Origin of the sequence: Kluyvera sp. EC_51 (assembly GCF_019584505.1) — a bacterium.
Lineage (GTDB): Bacteria > Pseudomonadota > Gammaproteobacteria > Enterobacterales > Enterobacteriaceae > Kluyvera > Kluyvera sichuanensis.
Map to the genome: position 1 here is coordinate 20,149 of NZ_VDAG01000056.1, position 17,745 is coordinate 37,893.

The following is a 17,745-nucleotide window of genomic DNA, read 5'->3' on the forward strand; positions in this document are numbered from 1 at the left end:
CCAGTCCGAAGACTGGCCTTTCAACTTATCGCACTAACGTGAACGATTAGTCGTTATCAGAACCACCCAGACCTGCGTTCAGCAGTTCTGCCAGGCTAGCGGTCGCTTCTTCTGCACTCACCTGAGGGGCGACAGAAACTTCGCCCGCCGCACGGCGACGGATGCGATCCTGATGGTACGCATAACCGGTACCCGCAGGGATCAGACGACCCACGATAACGTTCTCTTTCAGGCCGCGCAGTTCGTCGCGTTTACCCGCAACGGCTGCTTCGGTCAGGACACGCGTGGTCTCCTGGAACGATGCTGCAGAGATGAACGATTCGGTTGCCAGAGACGCTTTGGTGATACCCAGCAGGTCGCGGGAATACGTTGCCGCCACTTTGCCGTTCGCTTCCAGATCGCGGTTAGCAATCTTGACGCGGGAGTATTCAACCTGCTCGCCTTCCAGGAAGTCGGAGCTACCAGCACTTTCGATGGTCGCTTTACGCAGCATCTGACGAACGATAACTTCAATGTGCTTATCGTTAATCTTAACGCCTTGCAGACGGTAAACGTCCTGTACTTCGTTGGTGATGTAACGCGTTACCGCGTGTACGCCACGAAGACGCAGGATGTCGTGCGGTGCTTCTGGACCATCGGAAACCACGTCACCACGTTCTACACGTTCGCCTTCGAACACGTTGAGCTGACGCCATTTTGGAATCATCTCTTCGTATGGATCGCTACCGTCTAACGGGGTGATAACCAGACGACGTTTCCCTTTGGTTTCTTTACCGAAGGAAATGATGCCGCTGATTTCAGCCAGGATTGCCGGCTCTTTCGGACGACGTGCTTCGAACAGATCCGCAACGCGTGGCAGACCACCGGTAATATCCTTAGTACCACTGGATTCCTGAGGAATACGCGCCAGCGCGTCACCAGAGTGAATCTGAGTACCATCTTCCAGCTGAACAATCGCTTTACCCGGCAGGAAGTACTGAGCAGGCATATCGGTGCCTGGGATCAGAACGTCGTTGCCCTGAGCATCAACAATTTTCAGTGCTGGACGCAGGTCTTTACCACCCGTGGTACGTTCAGCAGAGTCAAGAACAACCAGAGAAGACAGACCGGTCAGTTCGTCAGTTTGACGAGTAATGGTCTGGCCGTCGATCATGTCAGTGAAGCGGATGAAACCACTTACTTCGGTGATAACCGGCATGGTGTGTGGATCCCAGTTTGCAACGGTTTCACCGCCGGCAACCTGCTCGCCATCACCTTTAGCCATAACGGAGCCGTAAGGCACTTTATAGCTTTCTTTGGTACGACCGAATTCGTCGATCAGTTTCAGCTCGGTGTTACGGGAAGTGATAACCAGTTTACCGCTGGAGTTCACAACCGACTTCGCGTTGCTGAGCTTGATGCTACCTTTGTTCTTAACCTGAATGCTGGATTCAGCAGCCGCACGAGATGCCGCACCACCGATGTGGAACGTACGCATCGTCAGCTGTGTACCAGGTTCACCGATGGACTGTGCAGCGATAACGCCGATAGCCTCACCTTTGTTGATGATGTGGCCACGCGCCAGGTCACGACCGTAGCAGTGCGCACATACACCAAAGTCGGTGTCACAGGATACAACGGAACGCACTTTCACGGAGTCAACGGAGTTCTCTTCCAACAGATCACACCACTGCTCGTTCAGCAGCGTGTTACGTGGAACCAGAATGTCCGCGGTGCCCGGCTTCAGAACGTCTTCAGCAGTCACACGACCCAGTACGCGATCGCGCAGTGGCTCTTTAACGTCACCACCCTCGATAACCGGGGTCATGGTGATGCCTTCCAGGGTGCCACAGTCGTCTTCAGTAACAACCAGGTCCTGTGCCACGTCAACCAGACGACGAGTCAGGTAACCGGAGTTCGCAGTTTTCAGTGCGGTATCCGCCAGACCTTTACGAGCACCGTGAGTGGAGATGAAGTACTGGAGTACGTTCAGACCTTCACGGAAGTTCGCGGTGATTGGCGTTTCGATGATGGAGCCATCTGGCTTAGCCATCAGACCACGCATACCTGCCAGCTGACGAATCTGTGCTGCAGAACCACGCGCACCGGAGTCGGCCATCATGTAGATGCTGTTGAAGGAAACCTGCTGCTCTTCTTTACCTTCACGGTTAATGACGGTTTCAGTTTGCAGGTTATCCATCATCGCTTTGGATACACGATCGTTCGCCGCAGCCCAGATATCGATAACTTTGTTGTAGCGTTCGCCAGCGGTTACCAGACCAGACTGGAACTGCTCCTGAATCTCAGCAACTTCAGCTTCCGCTTCGCTGATGATTTCGTATTTCTTCTCTGGGATAACCATGTCGTCGATGCCGACAGAGGCGCCTGAGCGCGCTGCGTAAGCAAAGCCGGTGTACATGGTCTGGTCAGCGAAGATAACGGTCGGCTTCAGGCCCAGAATGCGGTAACAGGTGTTCAGCATTTTGGAGATAGCTTTCTTACCCAGCGCCTGGTTGACGATGGAGTAAGGCAGACCTTTCGGTACGATCATCCACAGAATGGCACGGCCAACGGTCGTGTCTTTCAGGCTGGTGTGCGCAACGAATTCGCCGTTTTCATCTTTTTCGTACTCGGTGATACGCACTTTAACGCGCGCATGCAGAGAGGCCAGACCTGCGCGATAGATACGCTCAGCTTCTTTAGGGCCAGTCAGCACCATGCCTTCGCCTTTGGCGTTAACACAGTCACGAGTCATGTAGTACAGACCCAATACAACGTCCTGAGAAGGAACGATGATTGGCTCGCCGTTCGCTGGGGACAGGATGTTGTTGGTAGACATCATCAGCGCACGCGCTTCCAGCTGGGCTTCCAGCGTCAGCGGTACGTGAACAGCCATCTGGTCACCATCGAAGTCGGCGTTGTATGCCGCACAAACCAGCGGGTGCAGCTGGATAGCTTTACCTTCGATCAGTACTGGCTCAAACGCCTGGATGCCCAGACGGTGCAGTGTTGGTGCACGGTTCAGCATGACCGGGTGTTCGCGGATAACTTCGTCCAGGATATCCCAAACGACAGCTTCTTCGCGCTCAACCATTTTCTTAGCGGCTTTGATGGTGGTGGCGAGGCCACGCAGTTCCAGTTTGCCGTAGATGAATGGTTTGAACAGCTCCAATGCCATTTTCTTAGGCAGGCCGCACTGATGCAGACGCAGGTATGGACCTACGGTGATGACAGAACGACCGGAGTAGTCAACACGCTTACCGAGCAGGTTCTGACGGAAACGACCCTGCTTACCTTTGATCATGTCAGCCAAAGATTTCAGAGGACGTTTGTTAGAACCAGTGATCGCACGACCGCGACGACCGTTATCCAGCAGGGCGTCAACCGCTTCCTGCAGCATACGTTTTTCGTTGCGTACGATGATATCTGGCGCAGCCAGATCCAGCAGACGCTTCAGACGGTTGTTACGGTTAATGACGCGACGATACAGATCGTTCAGGTCAGAAGTCGCGAAACGACCACCATCCAGCGGTACCAGCGGACGCAGATCTGGCGGCAGAACCGGCAGAACGGTCAGGATCATCCACTCTGGCTTGTTGCCAGACTGTACGAACGCTTCCAGCAGCTTGATACGCTTGGTCAGCTTTTTACGCTTGGTTTCGGAGTTGGTTTCGTTCAGCTCTTCACGCAGAGTTTCACACTCTTGCTCCAGATCCATGCTCTTCAGCAGGGCCTGGATAGCTTCCGCACCCATCTTCGCGTCGAATTCATCACCGAACTCTTCCAGCGCGTCCAGATACTGCTCTTCAGTCAGGATCTGTTGGCGTTCCAGGTTGGTCATACCGCCTTCGATAACAACATAAGATTCGAAGTACAGTACGCGTTCGATATCGCGCAGAGGCATATCGAGCAGCAGACCGATACGGGACGGCAGCGATTTCAGGAACCAGATGTGGGCAGTTGGACATGCCAGCTCGATGTGGCCCATGCGCTCACGACGCACTTTGGTCTGGGTCACTTCAACGCCGCACTTCTCACAGATCACACCGCGGTGTTTCAGGCGCTTGTACTTACCGCACAGGCACTCGTAATCTTTTACTGGCCCAAAGATACGGGCGCAGAAAAGGCCGTCACGCTCAGGTTTGAACGTACGGTAGTTAATGGTTTCCGGCTTTTTAACTTCACCGAAAGACCATGAACGGATCATGTCTGGCGAGGCCAGAGCAATTTTGATCGCATCAAACTCTTCGGTTTTAGTCTGCGCTTTCAGAAACTTTAATAAATCTTTCACGGATTTGCTCCCGTCGGAGTTAGCACAATCCACTGCCGGGAATGACCCCGGCAGCAGTGACCTGTTTGAGCGAGGATTACTCGTCTTCCAGTTCGATGTTGATGCCCAGCGAGCGGATTTCTTTCAACAGTACGTTGAAGGATTCCGGCATGCCCGGTTCCATCTGATGGTTGCCATCTACGATGTTCTTATACATCTTAGTACGGCCGTTCACGTCATCAGACTTAACGGTGAGCATTTCCTGCAGGGTGTAGGCGGCGCCGTATGCTTCCAGCGCCCACACTTCCATCTCCCCGAAGCGCTGACCACCGAACTGAGCCTTACCACCCAGCGGCTGCTGAGTAACCAGGCTGTAAGAACCGGTAGAACGCGCGTGCATCTTGTCGTCGACCAGGTGGTTCAGTTTCAGCATGTACATGTAACCTACGGTTACCTGACGCTCAAACTGTTCACCGGTACGGCCGTCGAACAGGGTGATCTGACCAGAAGATGGCAGACCGCCCAGTTGCAGCAGTTCTTTAATTTCCGCTTCTTTTGCACCGTCGAATACTGGCGTTGCGATTGGCATACCTTTCTTCAGGTTTTCAGCCAGGCGCAGCACTTCATCATCGGTGAAGGTGTTCAGGTCAACTTTCTGACGAACATCAGAGCCCAGATCGTAAGCACGCTGGATGAACTCGCGCAGTTTCGCGACTTCTTGCTGCTGTTTCAGCATGGCGTTGATCTTATCGCCGATACCTTTCGCAGCCATACCCAGGTGGGTTTCAAGGATCTGACCGATGTTCATACGCGATGGTACGCCCAGCGGGTTCAGTACGATATCTACCGGCGTACCGTTAGCATCGTGCGGCATATCTTCGATCGGGTTGATCTTAGAAATTACACCCTTGTTACCGTGACGACCTGCCATTTTGTCACCAGGCTGGATACGGCGTTTAACGGCCAGGTATACCTTAACAATCTTCAGCACGCCCGGTGCCAGATCGTCGCCTTGGGTGATTTTGCGGCGTTTCGCTTCGAGTTTTTTCTCGAACTCGTGTTTCAGCTCGTCGTACTGCTCAGCAAGCTGTTCCAGCTGATTCTGTTTCTCTTCGTCGGTCAGACCGAGTTCCAGCCAGCGATCGCGAGGCAGTTTGTCCAGCTTCTCAGCTTCGACACCACCGGCAACCAGCACAGCGTAGATACGGCTGAACAGGCCAGCTTCGAGGATCTGCAGTTCTTCAGACAGGTCTTTCTTAGCCTGCTTCAGCTGCATCTCTTCGATTTCCAGCGCACGTTTGTCTTTTTCTACGCCATCGCGAGTAAAGACCTGAACGTCGATAACAGTACCGGAAACGCTGTTTGGTACGCGCAGAGAAGAGTCTTTAACGTCAGACGCTTTCTCACCGAAGATCGCACGCAGCAGTTTCTCTTCTGGCGTCAGCTGGGTTTCACCTTTCGGCGTTACCTTACCAACCAGAATGTCGCCACCGGTCACTTCTGCACCAATGTAAACGATACCGGATTCATCCAGTTTGGAGAGCGCAGCTTCACCCACGTTAGGGATGTCAGCGGTGATCTCTTCTGGCCCCAGCTTGGTGTCACGGGACACACATGCCAGTTCCTGAATGTGGATGGTGGTGAAACGGTCTTCCTGAACAACACGCTCGGATACGAGGATGGAGTCTTCGAAGTTGTAACCGTTCCATGGCATGAATGCCACGCGCATGTTCTGACCCAGCGCCAGTTCACCCAGGTCGGTGGACGGGCCATCTGCCAGCACGTCGCCGCGCTCGATTGGCTCACCCAGAGACACGCAAGGCATCTGGTTAATACAGGTGTTCTGGTTAGAACGGGTGTATTTGGTCAGGTTGTAGATGTCGATACCCGCTTCGCCCGGATACATCTCGTCTTCGTTAACTTTGATAACGATACGGGATGCGTCGACGTACTGAACGGTACCGCCACGCTTAGCAACTGCAGTAACACCGGAGTCAACGGCAACAGCACGTTCCATACCGGTACCAACCAGCGGCTTATCAGCACGCAGAGTTGGAACGGCCTGACGTTGCATGTTCGCACCCATCAATGCACGGTTGGCGTCATCGTGTTCCAGGAACGGGATCAGGGACGCACCGACGGATACCACCTGCTGGGTGGATACGTCCATGTAGTCAACCTGGTCGCGGCTGAACAAGCTGGATTCGCCTTTGCTACGGCAGGTAACCAGATCTTCTACAAAGTGGCCTTCGTCATCCAGGTTGGAGTTCGCCTGAGCGATAACGTAGTTGCCTTCTTCGATAGCAGACAGGTAATGAATTTCGTCGGTTACAACACCGTCGGTCACTTTACGGTACGGCGTCTCGAGGAAACCGTATTCGTTAGTCTGTGCGTACACGGACAGGGAGTTGATCAGACCGATGTTTGGACCTTCAGGCGTTTCGATTGGGCATACGCGACCGTAGTGAGTCGGGTGTACGTCTCGAACTTCGAAGCCTGCACGTTCACGGGTCAGACCGCCCGGGCCGAGTGCGGAGATACGACGCTTGTGCGTAATCTCAGACAGCGGGTTGTTCTGGTCCATAAACTGAGACAGCTGGCTGGAACCAAAGAACTCTTTCACTGCTGCGGAAATCGGCTTGGCGTTGATCATATCCTGAGGCATCAGGGTATCCAGATCGCCCAGAGACAGACGCTCTTTCACCGCACGCTCAACACGTACCAGGCCAACGCGGAATTGGTTTTCCGCCATTTCGCCTACGGAACGGATACGACGGTTGCCGAGGTGGTCGATATCATCCACTTCGCCTTTACCGTTACGGATATCGATGAGCTTCTTCATCACTTCGATGATGTCGTCTTTGCTCAGGATACCGGAACCTTCGATCTCGTCGCGCAGCAGAGAACGGTTGAACTTCATACGACCAACCGCAGACAGGTCATAGCGGTCTTCGGAGAAGAACAGGTTCTCGAACAGGCTTTCAGCAGCTTCACGAGTTGGCGGCTCACCAGGGCGCATCATGCGGTAGATTTCTACCAGCGCGCTCAGACGATCGTTGGTTGGGTCGACGCGTACAGTTTCAGAAATGTAGGCACCGTGGTCCAGATCGTTAGTGAACAGCGTTTCGATACGCTTGTGGCCAGACTGGCTCAGCTTAGCCAGCAGATCCAGGCTCAGCTCCATGTTAGCTGCGCAGATCAGCTCGCCAGTAGATTCGTCAACGTAGTCTTTAGAAGCGACTTTGCCAGCGATGTACTCAACCGGAACTTCGATATGTTTGATATCGTCTTTTTCCAGCTGGCGAATGTGGCGCGCAGTAATACGGCGGCCTTTTTCAACGTACACTTTACCGTTCGCTTCGATGTCGAAGGACGCGGTTTCGCCACGCAGACGTTCTGGAATCAGTTCCATCTGCAGCTTGTTGTCACGAATTTCGAAAACAACTTTCTCAAAGAACAGGTCAAGGATCTGCTCAGTGGTGTAGTTCAGCGCACGCAGAATAATGGTCGCAGGCAGTTTACGGCGACGGTCGATACGTACGAACAGGTTGTCCTTCGGATCGAATTCGAAGTCCAGCCAGGAACCACGGTAAGGAATGATGCGCGCGTTATACAGCACTTTACCCGAAGAGTGGGTTTTACCTTTATCGGAGTCAAAGAAGACGCCTGGGCTACGGTGCAGCTGAGAAACGATAACACGCTCAGTACCGTTGATAACAAAGGTACCGTTGTCGGTCATGAGCGGAATTTCGCCCATGTAGACTTCTTGTTCTTTAATGTCTTTTACGGTGCCTTCCGGCGCTTCGCGCTCGTAGATCACCAGACGCAGTTTCACGCGCAGCGGTGCGGAATAGGTCACGCCACGGATCTGACATTCCTGAACGTCAAAGACAGGTTCGCCCAGACGGTAGCTGACGTATTGCAGCTCGGAGTTACCGCTATAGCTTTTAATAGGGAATACGGAACGGAAAGCAGCTTCCAGACCATACTGACCTTCAGGATCTTGCTCGATAAACTTCTGGAACGAGTCAAGCTGGATAGAAAGGAGATATGGGACATCCAGAACTTGTGGACGTTTACCAAAATCCTTACGAATACGTTTTTTCTCGGTATAGGAGTAAACCATAGGGTTCCTCAGCTCGCTGACAAGTCGACGCATCTGTCCATTGGCAGACAGTTTGTGCAACACTATTTTGTTGACCGGAAAATGGAACACTTTCCGCAATACCTGTTGCTATCACGCTTAAACCATTTCATTGCGATTTACACAGAGCGAGCACCCTGTCGCAATATATTAAGTCGTCGATAGAAACATGCATTGTCAGGACAACCAGTAGTCAAACAGTGTGAAATGCTACTGGCGCCATACAGCGCAAAATGGCTGGTGACTAAAAAGTCACCAGCCATCGGCCTGATTTCTCAGGCTTCAACTAGAAAAGTTGGCTTATTTAACTTCAACTTCAGCGCCAGCTTCTTCCAGAGATTTTTTCAGTGCTTCAGCGTCATCTTTGCTCACGCCTTCTTTCAGAGCGGCTGGAGCAGATTCTACCAGGTCTTTAGCTTCTTTCAGACCCAGGCCAGTTGCGCCACGTACTGCTTTGATTACAGCAACTTTGTTAGCGCCAGCAGCTTTCAGAATTACGTCGAATTCAGTTTTTTCTTCAGCGGCTTCAGCCGGGCCAGCAGCTACAGCTACAGCAGCAGCAGCGGAAACACCGAATTTTTCTTCCATTGCAGAAATCAGTTCTACAACGTCCATTACGGACATAGCTGCAACTGCTTCAATGATTTGATCTTTAGTGATAGACATTTAAATTGTTCCTGAAAATCAGAATAAGTTTATACGTAAGCAGATACTTTACAAAGAGGACTGCTATTAAGCAGCTTCTTTCGCATCGCGTACAGCAGCCAGAGTGCGAACCAGTTTGCCAGCCGAAGCTTCTTTCATGGTTGCCATCAGGCGTGCAATTGCTTCGTCGTAGGTCGGCAGGGTTGCCAGGCGATCGATGTTCGATGCCGTGATCAACTCACCTTCAAAGGCTGCGGCTTTGACCTCAAATTTTGCATTCGCTTTCGCGAACTCTTTGAACAGACGAGCAGCAGCGCCCGGGTGTTCCATAGAGTATGCAATCAGGGTCGGACCAACAAACGTGTCTTTCAGGCACTCGAATGGAGTACCTTCAACGATGCGGCGCAGCAGGGTGTTACGAACAACACGCATGTATACGCCAGCTTCACGACCTGCTTTACGCAGTTCAGTCATTTTATCTACAGTAACGCCACGGGAATCCGCAACTACTGCAGACAGCGCGCCTTTGGCTACTTCGCTGACTTCAGCAACAATCGCTTGTTTGTCTTGAAGATTTAAAGCCATTAGCTTTGCTCCTGGATGTTTGCCGGAACTCATGTTCCGGAACTCACTTCACTCTCCCCAACGGGAAGAGCGTCTTAATACGGTGAGCAGAAACAAGCCAGAGTATCCAAAAATAATCTTAGCGTTCTGTCACCGTCTACGCAGGGCATTAAGTTTCTTGCGAAACACCTGCGGTCTTCGACGGAGGCCTGGATTAGGCCAGGCTCCAACGAACAAATCTTTTAGCCGCTAACTTTTGTTAGCAAACGTGGGGGTAAGATTGTAGACAAAATCACCGCCCACGTAAAGGCATTAGTTTGCAGCAGCGCTCAGGCCAGCCTGGTCAACTGCAACACCTGCACCCATGGTGGTGGAGATGCTAACTTTCTTGATGTACACGCCTTTCGCCTGAGTTGGTTTTGCTTTTTTCAGCGCAACCAGCAGAGATTCCAGGTTTTCTTTCAGTTTGTCAGCGTCAAAGTCCACTTTACCGATGGTGGTGTGGATGATGCCGTTTTTGTCGTTACGATAACGAACCTGACCTGCTTTAGCGTTCTTAACCGCTTCAGCAACGTTAGGGGTTACAGTACCAACTTTCGGGTTTGGCATCAGACCACGTGGGCCCAGAACCTGGCCCAGCTGGCCAACAACGCGCATTGCATCTGGAGATGCGATAACAACGTCGAAGTTCATTTCGCCTTTCTTGATCAGGTCAGCCAGATCTTCCATACCTACCAGCTCTGCGCCAGCAGCTTTAGCTGCTTCAGCGTTAGGGCCCTGGGTAAATACGGCAACGCGAACGGAACGGCCAGTACCGTGTGGCAGTACAGTTGCACCACGTACGTTCTGGTCAGATTTACGAGCGTCGATACCGAGGTTAACGGCAACGTCAACGCTTTCGTTGAACTTAGCAGTGGCCAGCTCTTTCAGCAGGGCAATAGCTTCGTTGATGTCGTACTGTTTAGTTGCATCAACTTTGTCACGGATCACGCGCATACGCTTGGTCAGTTTAGCCATTTCTTAGTCCTCCACTACCAGGCCCATGGAACGTGCAGTACCTTCGATGGAGCGAGTCATCGCTTCAATGTCGGCACCAGTCATGTCGGCAGCTTTGGTCTGCGCGATTTCCTGCAGCTGAGCGCGGGAAATTTTACCTACTTTGTCTTTGTTCGGCTTGCCGGAACCAGACTTGATACCAGCCGCTTTCTTCAGCAGAACTGCTGCTGGAGGCGTTTTGGTAATGAAGGTGAAAGAACGGTCAGCGTAAACGGTGATAACAACCGGAATTGGCAGACCTTTTTCGATGGAATCAGTTTTTGCGTTGAACGCTTTGCAGAATTCCATGATGTTCACACCCTGCTGACCCAGAGCTGGACCAACTGGTGGACTTGGGTTTGCCATACCAGCTGCAACCTGCAGCTTAACGTAGGCTTGGACTTTCTTAGCCATTCTAAAATCCTCAATGTGGGTGATAGCGCCTCTAAGAGGCTCCCCGTGATATAAAAATTCGTTTTACAGGCATGCGCCCATAAAAACAAAAGGCGCGAAATTGTATGTCAATTTCGCGCCCTATGCAACGATTAGATCGGTGCTTTTTTGATCGCAGCCTTACGCTTTCTCTACCTGCGCAAAGTCCAGTTCTACCGGGGTCGCACGACCGAAGATAGAGACGGAAACTTTCAGGCGAGACTTCTCGTAATCCACTTCTTCAACCACGCCGTTGAAGTCAGCGAATGGACCGTCGCTAACGCGAACCATTTCACCCGGTTCAAACAGCGTTTTCGGACGCGGCTTATCACCAACCTGCTGCAGGCGGTTCATAATCGCATCAACTTCTTTGTCGCTGATTGGTGCCGGACGGTCAGAGGTACCGCCGATAAAGCCCATTACGCGCGGAACGCTACGCACCAGATGCCAGCTCGCGTCGTTCATCACCATCTGAACTAACACGTACCCTGGGAAGAATTTGCGCTCGCTCTTGCGACGCTGGCCGCCACGAATTTCGACCACTTCTTCGGTCGGAACCATGACTTCGCCAAACAGCTCTTCCATGTTGTGTAATTTGATATGCTCGCGCAGCGAAGTCGCTACACGGCCTTCAAAACCGGAAAACGCCTGAACGACGTACCAACGCTTTTTAGGTGCTTCAGACATCTTAGAACCTCAGGCCAGTGATAAAGGATACCAGGCGAACCAGAATACCATCCAGTCCCCACAGGATCAGTGACATTACCGCAGTGACCGCAGCAACGATCAGCGTAGTGTGCAGCGTTTCCTGGCGAGTCGGCCAAATCACCTTACGAACTTCCGTTCTCGCTTCACGCGCAAACGCAACGGTCGCTTTGCCTTTCGTCGTCAACAGCGCGACACCACCCGCTGCAGCAATAATAATTACTACGGCCAGCGCACGCAGCGGCAGCATCATGTCGCGATAGAGGTAGTTGCCCACAATTGCCACAATAAGCAATACGGCAACAGCTACCCACTTCATCGCTTCCAGGCCGCGCCCGCTCCCTTGAGCTTCGGTATTCGCACTCATAAACCAACCTGTCAGAAGTATTCTACAAACATTTCCACCCCGCGAGAGCGAGGCGATCCAAACCGAAAGTAAGTTTCGGACTAAACGCCCTCTACAGAGCCTGTCTCAGCAATGATTATGGCAAAAATAATCACTGATGAGCCAGGTTCTGGTTCGACAGCGTACAAAAAGGGCATCAAATGATGCCCTTTTATTGCGCATTGCGTCAAATGTTATCAGCAATTAGCTCATTACTTTGGCAACAACACCCGCGCCAACGGTACGACCGCCTTCACGGATTGCGAAACGCAGACCGTCGTCCATCGCGATTGGGTGGATCAGAGTCACAACCATCTTGATGTTGTCGCCTGGCATTACCATCTCAACGCCTTCTGGCAGTTCGATGGTACCGGTCACGTCAGTAGTACGGAAGTAGAACTGTGGACGGTAGCCTTTGAAGAACGGAGTATGACGGCCGCCTTCGTCTTTGGACAGAATGTACACTTCAGATTCGAACTTGGTGTGCGGCTTGATAGAGCCTGGCTTAGCCAGAACCTGACCACGTTCGATTTCTTCACGTTTGATACCACGCAGCAGAACACCAACGTTCTCACCAGCACGGCCTTCGTCCAGCAGTTTGCGGAACATTTCAACGCCGGTACAGGTAGACTTAGCAGTGTCTTTGATACCAACGATTTCAACTTCTTCACCAACTTTGATGATACCGCGCTCTACACGACCGGTAACAACGGTACCACGACCGGAGATGGAGAATACGTCTTCGATTGGCAGCAGGAACGGCTTGTCGATAGCACGTTCTGGTTCTGGGATGTAAGAATCCAGGAAGCCAGCCAGTTCGATGATTTTCGCTTCCCACTCTGCGTCGCCTTCCAGCGCTTTCAGAGCAGAACCACGGATGATTGGGGTATCGTCGCCTGGGAAGTCGTACTGAGACAGAAGTTCACGAACTTCCATTTCAACCAGTTCCAGCAGCTCTTCGTCATCAACCATGTCACATTTGTTCAGGAACACGATGATGTAAGGAACGCCTACCTGACGACCCAGCAGGATGTGCTCACGAGTCTGTGGCATAGGGCCATCAGTCGCAGCAACAACCAGGATCGCGCCGTCCATCTGCGCAGCACCGGTGATCATGTTTTTAACATAGTCGGCGTGGCCTGGGCAGTCTACGTGTGCGTAGTGGCGAGTCGGGGTGTCATATTCAACGTGGGAAGTGTTGATGGTGATACCACGAGCTTTTTCTTCTGGTGCGTTATCGATCTGGTCGAAAGCACGAGCAGCACCGCCGTAGGTTTTAGCCAGTACGGTAGTGATTGCAGCAGTCAGGGTAGTTTTACCATGGTCAACGTGGCCGATAGTACCGACGTTGACGTGCGGTTTGGTACGTTCAAATTTTTCTTTAGACATCGATAGTCCCTCTAATACACGGATAAATCGGTGATATCACCACATCAACCAGACAAAACGCCTGAAATGTTGAATGCATTAATTTAAACAGAGAGAAACGGGAGGGAGAAGAGAAGTGGTGCTGATACCCAGAGTCGAACTGGGGACCTCACCCTTACCAAGGGTGCGCTCTACCAACTGAGCCATATCAGCACGTCTGGAGCGGGCAGCGGGAATCGAACCCGCATCATCAGCTTGGAAGGCTGAGGTAATAGCCATTATACGATGCCCGCATCCTAAAACTCGGCTACCCAGTTCTTTCTGTGCCAAAAAAAAGAGATTGCTCTCTTTTCTTTGTTTGAGTTCGTCATTTTACCGACCAACTCTGGCTTCGCAATGCTTAGCCGGAAAGTGGTGGTGGGGGAAGGATTCGAACCTTCGAAGTCTGTGACGGCAGATTTACAGTCTGCTCCCTTTGGCCGCTCGGGAACCCCACCAGGTACTTGATGGTGCCGACTACCGGAATCGAACTGGTGACCTACTGATTACAAGTCAGTTGCTCTACCTACTGAGCTAAGTCGGCATCAAGTAGCGCGCATTCTATGGAGACCTGCGGCGACATGCAACTAAAAATTTGCATAAAATGTTCTATCGCTCATGTTTTGTGCACTCAAGCGTAAAAACTCAGCAAAACGGTACTTTCATGAACAAAAATAGCGCAATTCTCTCTGTTCTCTGTGGCTTGCTGATGCTATTTCATGCCCGCGAATGCCAGACTACCTGTCGTCATTAGCAGCTGCACTTCTTTACTATCACCTATTACTTACGCCCACCGGTTAAGTTGGCAACAAACTCCGGGGTTTTCTCACGAAAGCACCACTCATTTGGATTTTTTCTTCTTTTTATATTCCATCTGGTGTTAACCTCCTGCCCATTGTCCTGATTAACTGAATGTGAAGCGTCGCGTGTTATCAGCGTGGCAGCCAGAACATGCTTATGAGAAAACAAGAGCAAACGTTAATGACACCTTATCTACAGTTCAATCGTAGCCAGTGGGCGGCGCTGCGCGATTCCGTGCCTATGACCCTGACTGAAGGCGAAATTACACGCTTAAAAGGTATCAACGAAGATCTGTCGCTGGAGGAAGTGGCGGAGATCTATTTGCCTTTGTCACGTTTACTGAACTTCTATATTAGTTCTAACCTGCGTCGTCAGGCAGTGCTGGAGCAGTTCCTTGGCACCAACGGCCAGCGTATTCCTTATATCATTAGTATCGCTGGCAGCGTGGCGGTAGGTAAAAGCACGACCGCACGCGTACTGCAGGCGTTGCTGAGCCGCTGGCCCGAACATCGCCGCGTTGAACTCATCACCACCGATGGCTTCCTTCATCCAAATGAGGTGTTGAAAGAGCGCGGGCTGATGAAGAAGAAAGGCTTCCCGCAATCGTACGATATGCATCGCCTGGTGAAGTTTGTCTCTGACCTGAAGTCAGGGGTGCCCGACGTCACCGCACCGGTCTATTCCCATCTTATTTATGATGTTATTCCTGACGGTGATAAAACGGTTACCCATCCAGATATATTAATTCTCGAAGGACTTAACGTGCTGCAGAGCGGAATGGACTATCCACACGATCCGCATCATGTATTTGTTTCTGACTTCGTTGATTTCTCTATTTATGTTGATGCCCCTGAGAAGCTATTACAGTCCTGGTATATCAACCGTTTCCTGAAATTCCGTGAAGGTGCATTTACCGACCCAGATTCTTATTTCCATAACTATGCCCAGCTTTCTGAAGAAGAGGCGGTTAACGTGGCCACGTCATTATGGAATGAGATTAACCTCATAAATTTAAACGAGAATATCTTACCAACGCGTGAGCGCGCGAGTCTGATCCTGACCAAAAGCGCCAACCACTCCGTTGAGCAGGTTCGTCTGCGGAAATAATCGTGATAAAAGAAAAGGGAGCCGAAGCTCCCTTTTTTATTCTGCGCTACGCAGCGAAATTTCGCCGCCCATCCAGGGTTTTATCACCCCGTCCTGCTCCAGCAATAATGCCCCTTGCATATCAATGCCGCGAGAAATACCAAATATCTCTTTATCGCCGATAATTAACTTAACCGGGCGATTTATAAAGTTATCTAATTTATCCCAGCGAGAAAGATAAGGCGCTAGCCCTTCCTGTTCGAAGAGGTGCAAGGCGTCGTGCAGCTCGTTAATCAAGCGCGCTGCCAGCACGTTGCGGTCGATAACGATGCCGGCTTCCTGTAGGTTGATCCAACCTTGATTAATCACATCGTTTTCAACACGGCGCATGACCAGGTTAATCCCGGCACCAATAACAATCTGCGCGGCATCACCGGTTTTACCGGTTAGCTCAACCAGAATGCCAGCCAGTTTGCGGTCATTCAGGTAAAGATCATTTGGCCACTTCACCCGTACCTTATCGGCGCCCAGGCTCTGTAATACTTCCGCCATGATGATACCGATAACCAGGCTCAGGCCAATCGCCGCTGCCGGCCCCTGCTCTAAGCGCCAGTACATGGAGAGATAGAGGTTCGCCCCAAACGGTGAGAACCACTTACGGCCACGACGGCCTCGACCTGCCTGCTGGTATTCCGCAACACAGGCATCGCCGGATTTCAATTCACTAATGCGGTCGAGTAGATATTGGTTCGTGGAGTCGATAACCGGGAGTACTGATACGTCACCGTAGTCGACAGCCTGGCGAATGCGCTCTGCTTCCAGTAATTGAATTGGCTCCGGCAGGCAGTACCCTTTGCCAGGTACGGTAAAGACATCAACACCCCAGTCACGTAAGGTCTGGATATGTTTGTTGATCGCCGCGCGGCTCATGCCAAGCGTCTCGCCCAACTGCTCGCCGGAGTGGAAATCACCGTCGGCCAGCAGAGAGATGAGCGTTAATGGCACCGTATTGTCTTTCATTTGATTACCTCAACCGCACTCACTTCACCTGCGCGTCCGATAAAACGGACTTCAGGCTCAAGCCAGACGTTAAATTTGTCGCCCACCTGCTGGCGGACATGGTGCGCTAGCTTAACCACATCGCTACTCTGCGCGTGGTCGACGTTAACCAGTACCAGCGCCTGTTGTTGATGAACAGCAGCACCGCCCTCAATATGACCCTTTAGCTGACACTGATCGATAAGCCATCCTGCAGCCAGCTTAACGCTGCCGTCAGCCTGCGGATAATGCGGCGCTTTCGGGAAGTTCGTCAGCAGCGCTTCGGCATAGCCGGCGCTCACTACCGGGTTCTTAAAGAAGCTACCCGCGTTACCGTTGATCTTTGGATCCGGCAACTTAGTCATGCGCATGTGGCAAACGGAGTCGAACACTTCACGCGGAGTCACTGTTTTCGGATCAAGTCGCGTAAGATCGCCGTACGTAAGCACCGGTTTCCACTCTTTTGCCAGTCGGAAGCCTACGGCAACAATCGCAAAACGATCCTGATAATCGTGCTTAAAGATACTGTCACGATAGCCAAACTGACACTCTTCCGCACTAAGGCGCTGACGTTCACCGCTTACCAATTCGATGCAATCGACATATTCACAGACATGCTGCAGTTCAACGCCGTAGGCGCCGATGTTCTGAATTGGGGATGACCCCGCACAGCCAGGAATAAGCGCTAGGTTTTCAAGGCCAGGCATACCGTTATCCAGCGCATAACGCACCAGACTATGCCAGTTTTCCCCCGCGCCAACGTGCAGATGCCATGCATCAGCCGTTTCGCTCACCTCGATACCTTTCAGGCGGTTAAGGATCACCGTGCCGGAATAATCTTCCAGAAACAGGACGTTACTTCCTTCACCCAGGATCATAACAGGCAGCCCTTCACGGGTAGAGTGCTGCCAGGCGCTCAGTAATTGTTGTTCATTTTCAGCGCATACGATGTGCTTTGCACAATGGTCAATGCCGAAGGTGTTCCAGGGTTTTAGGGAGTGGGTCATAGCTGCTTTCCTGATGCTGAATCGACGATAGTTTACCGTATCTGCTCGGGGAAGGCTTGCGGTTATATAGAGGGGGAGGCGGCATAATAATGTAGCCCGGGCGAACGGAGTGACCCCGGGATTTTCACCGTTCTTTCACTTTCCGCAGACGCAAAAAAGCCCATCCGTCAGGATGGGCTTCTTCACTAATTGATGCCTGGCAGTTCCCTACTCTCGCATGGGGAGACCCCACACTACCATCGGCGCT

General features: G+C 51.8%; 12 protein-coding genes and 4 tRNA genes. 1 reads left to right on the forward strand and 15 read right to left on the reverse strand.

Annotated features, from left to right (window positions below):
- Positions 1-46: 46 nt before the first annotated feature.
- The 13 genes from rpoC to FHC49_RS11610 form a co-directional block, all read right to left on the reverse strand.
- On the reverse strand, positions 47-4,270 hold the full coding sequence (rpoC, locus tag FHC49_RS11550) for a DNA-directed RNA polymerase subunit beta' (RefSeq protein ID WP_185669939.1): 4,224 nt from the start codon (positions 4,268-4,270) through the stop codon (positions 47-49).
- A 76-nt stretch (positions 4,271-4,346) separates the two neighbouring features.
- Positions 4,347-8,375 carry a DNA-directed RNA polymerase subunit beta gene (gene rpoB, locus FHC49_RS11555; protein ID WP_185669940.1) on the reverse strand — a complete coding sequence of 1,343 codons (4,029 nt, stop codon included), beginning with the start codon at positions 8,373-8,375 and terminating at the stop codon, positions 4,347-4,349.
- 318 nt (positions 8,376-8,693) lie between these two features.
- Positions 8,694-9,059 carry a 50S ribosomal protein L7/L12 gene (rplL, locus tag FHC49_RS11560; RefSeq protein WP_006176746.1) on the reverse strand — a complete coding sequence of 122 codons (366 nt, stop codon included), beginning with the start codon at positions 9,057-9,059 and terminating at the stop codon, positions 8,694-8,696.
- Positions 9,060-9,125: 66 nt separating this feature from the next.
- Entirely contained in the window at positions 9,126-9,623 is a 498-nt protein-coding gene (gene rplJ / locus FHC49_RS11565; RefSeq protein ID WP_185669941.1) for a 50S ribosomal protein L10, read from the reverse strand.
- A 291-nt stretch (positions 9,624-9,914) separates the two neighbouring features.
- Positions 9,915-10,619, reverse strand: a complete 705-nt coding sequence (rplA, locus tag FHC49_RS11570) for a 50S ribosomal protein L1 (RefSeq protein ID WP_035895924.1) — start codon at positions 10,617-10,619, stop codon at positions 9,915-9,917.
- A 3-nt stretch (positions 10,620-10,622) separates the two neighbouring features.
- The gene (rplK, locus tag FHC49_RS11575; protein ID WP_012133815.1) at positions 10,623-11,051 is read right to left on the reverse strand and encodes a 50S ribosomal protein L11; all 429 of its coding nucleotides are present in this window, start codon (positions 11,049-11,051) and stop codon (positions 10,623-10,625) included.
- A gap of 159 nt (positions 11,052-11,210) precedes the next feature.
- The gene (gene nusG, locus FHC49_RS11580; RefSeq protein WP_002438628.1) at positions 11,211-11,756 is read right to left on the reverse strand and encodes a transcription termination/antitermination protein NusG; all 546 of its coding nucleotides are present in this window, start codon (positions 11,754-11,756) and stop codon (positions 11,211-11,213) included.
- A 1-nt stretch (position 11,757) separates the two neighbouring features.
- On the reverse strand, positions 11,758-12,141 hold the full coding sequence (gene secE, locus FHC49_RS11585; RefSeq protein ID WP_035895925.1) for a preprotein translocase subunit SecE: 384 nt from the start codon (positions 12,139-12,141) through the stop codon (positions 11,758-11,760).
- Positions 12,142-12,363: 222 nt separating this feature from the next.
- Positions 12,364-13,548, reverse strand: a complete 1,185-nt coding sequence (gene tuf / locus FHC49_RS11590; protein WP_115074753.1) for an elongation factor Tu — start codon at positions 13,546-13,548, stop codon at positions 12,364-12,366.
- A 116-nt stretch (positions 13,549-13,664) separates the two neighbouring features.
- A tRNA-Thr gene (locus tag FHC49_RS11595) sits at positions 13,665-13,740 on the reverse strand.
- Between the two features lie 5 nt (positions 13,741-13,745).
- Positions 13,746-13,820, reverse strand: a tRNA-Gly gene (locus tag FHC49_RS11600).
- A gap of 119 nt (positions 13,821-13,939) precedes the next feature.
- Positions 13,940-14,024: transfer RNA gene (locus tag FHC49_RS11605), tRNA-Tyr, on the reverse strand.
- A 10-nt stretch (positions 14,025-14,034) separates the two neighbouring features.
- Positions 14,035-14,110: transfer RNA gene (locus FHC49_RS11610), tRNA-Thr, on the reverse strand.
- Positions 14,111-14,523: 413 nt separating this feature from the next.
- Here FHC49_RS11610 and coaA point away from each other — a divergent pair.
- Entirely contained in the window at positions 14,524-15,474 is a 951-nt protein-coding gene (gene coaA, locus FHC49_RS11615; RefSeq protein WP_220439817.1) for a type I pantothenate kinase, read from the forward strand.
- Between the two features lie 36 nt (positions 15,475-15,510).
- On the opposite strand, the gene birA is transcribed toward coaA, so the two are convergent.
- Together birA and murB are read right to left on the reverse strand one after the other, a co-directional pair.
- Complete coding sequence (birA, locus tag FHC49_RS11620) at positions 15,511-16,473, reverse strand: bifunctional biotin--[acetyl-CoA-carboxylase] ligase/biotin operon repressor BirA (protein ID WP_220439818.1); 963 nt, start codon at positions 16,471-16,473, stop codon at positions 15,511-15,513.
- Positions 16,470-17,498: a UDP-N-acetylmuramate dehydrogenase gene (gene murB, locus FHC49_RS11625; RefSeq protein ID WP_220439819.1), complete on the reverse strand. Its 1,029-nt coding sequence runs from the start codon at positions 17,496-17,498 to the stop codon at positions 16,470-16,472. Before murB ends, birA begins: the two co-directional genes overlap by 4 nt.
- Positions 17,499-17,745 lie beyond the last annotated feature (247 nt).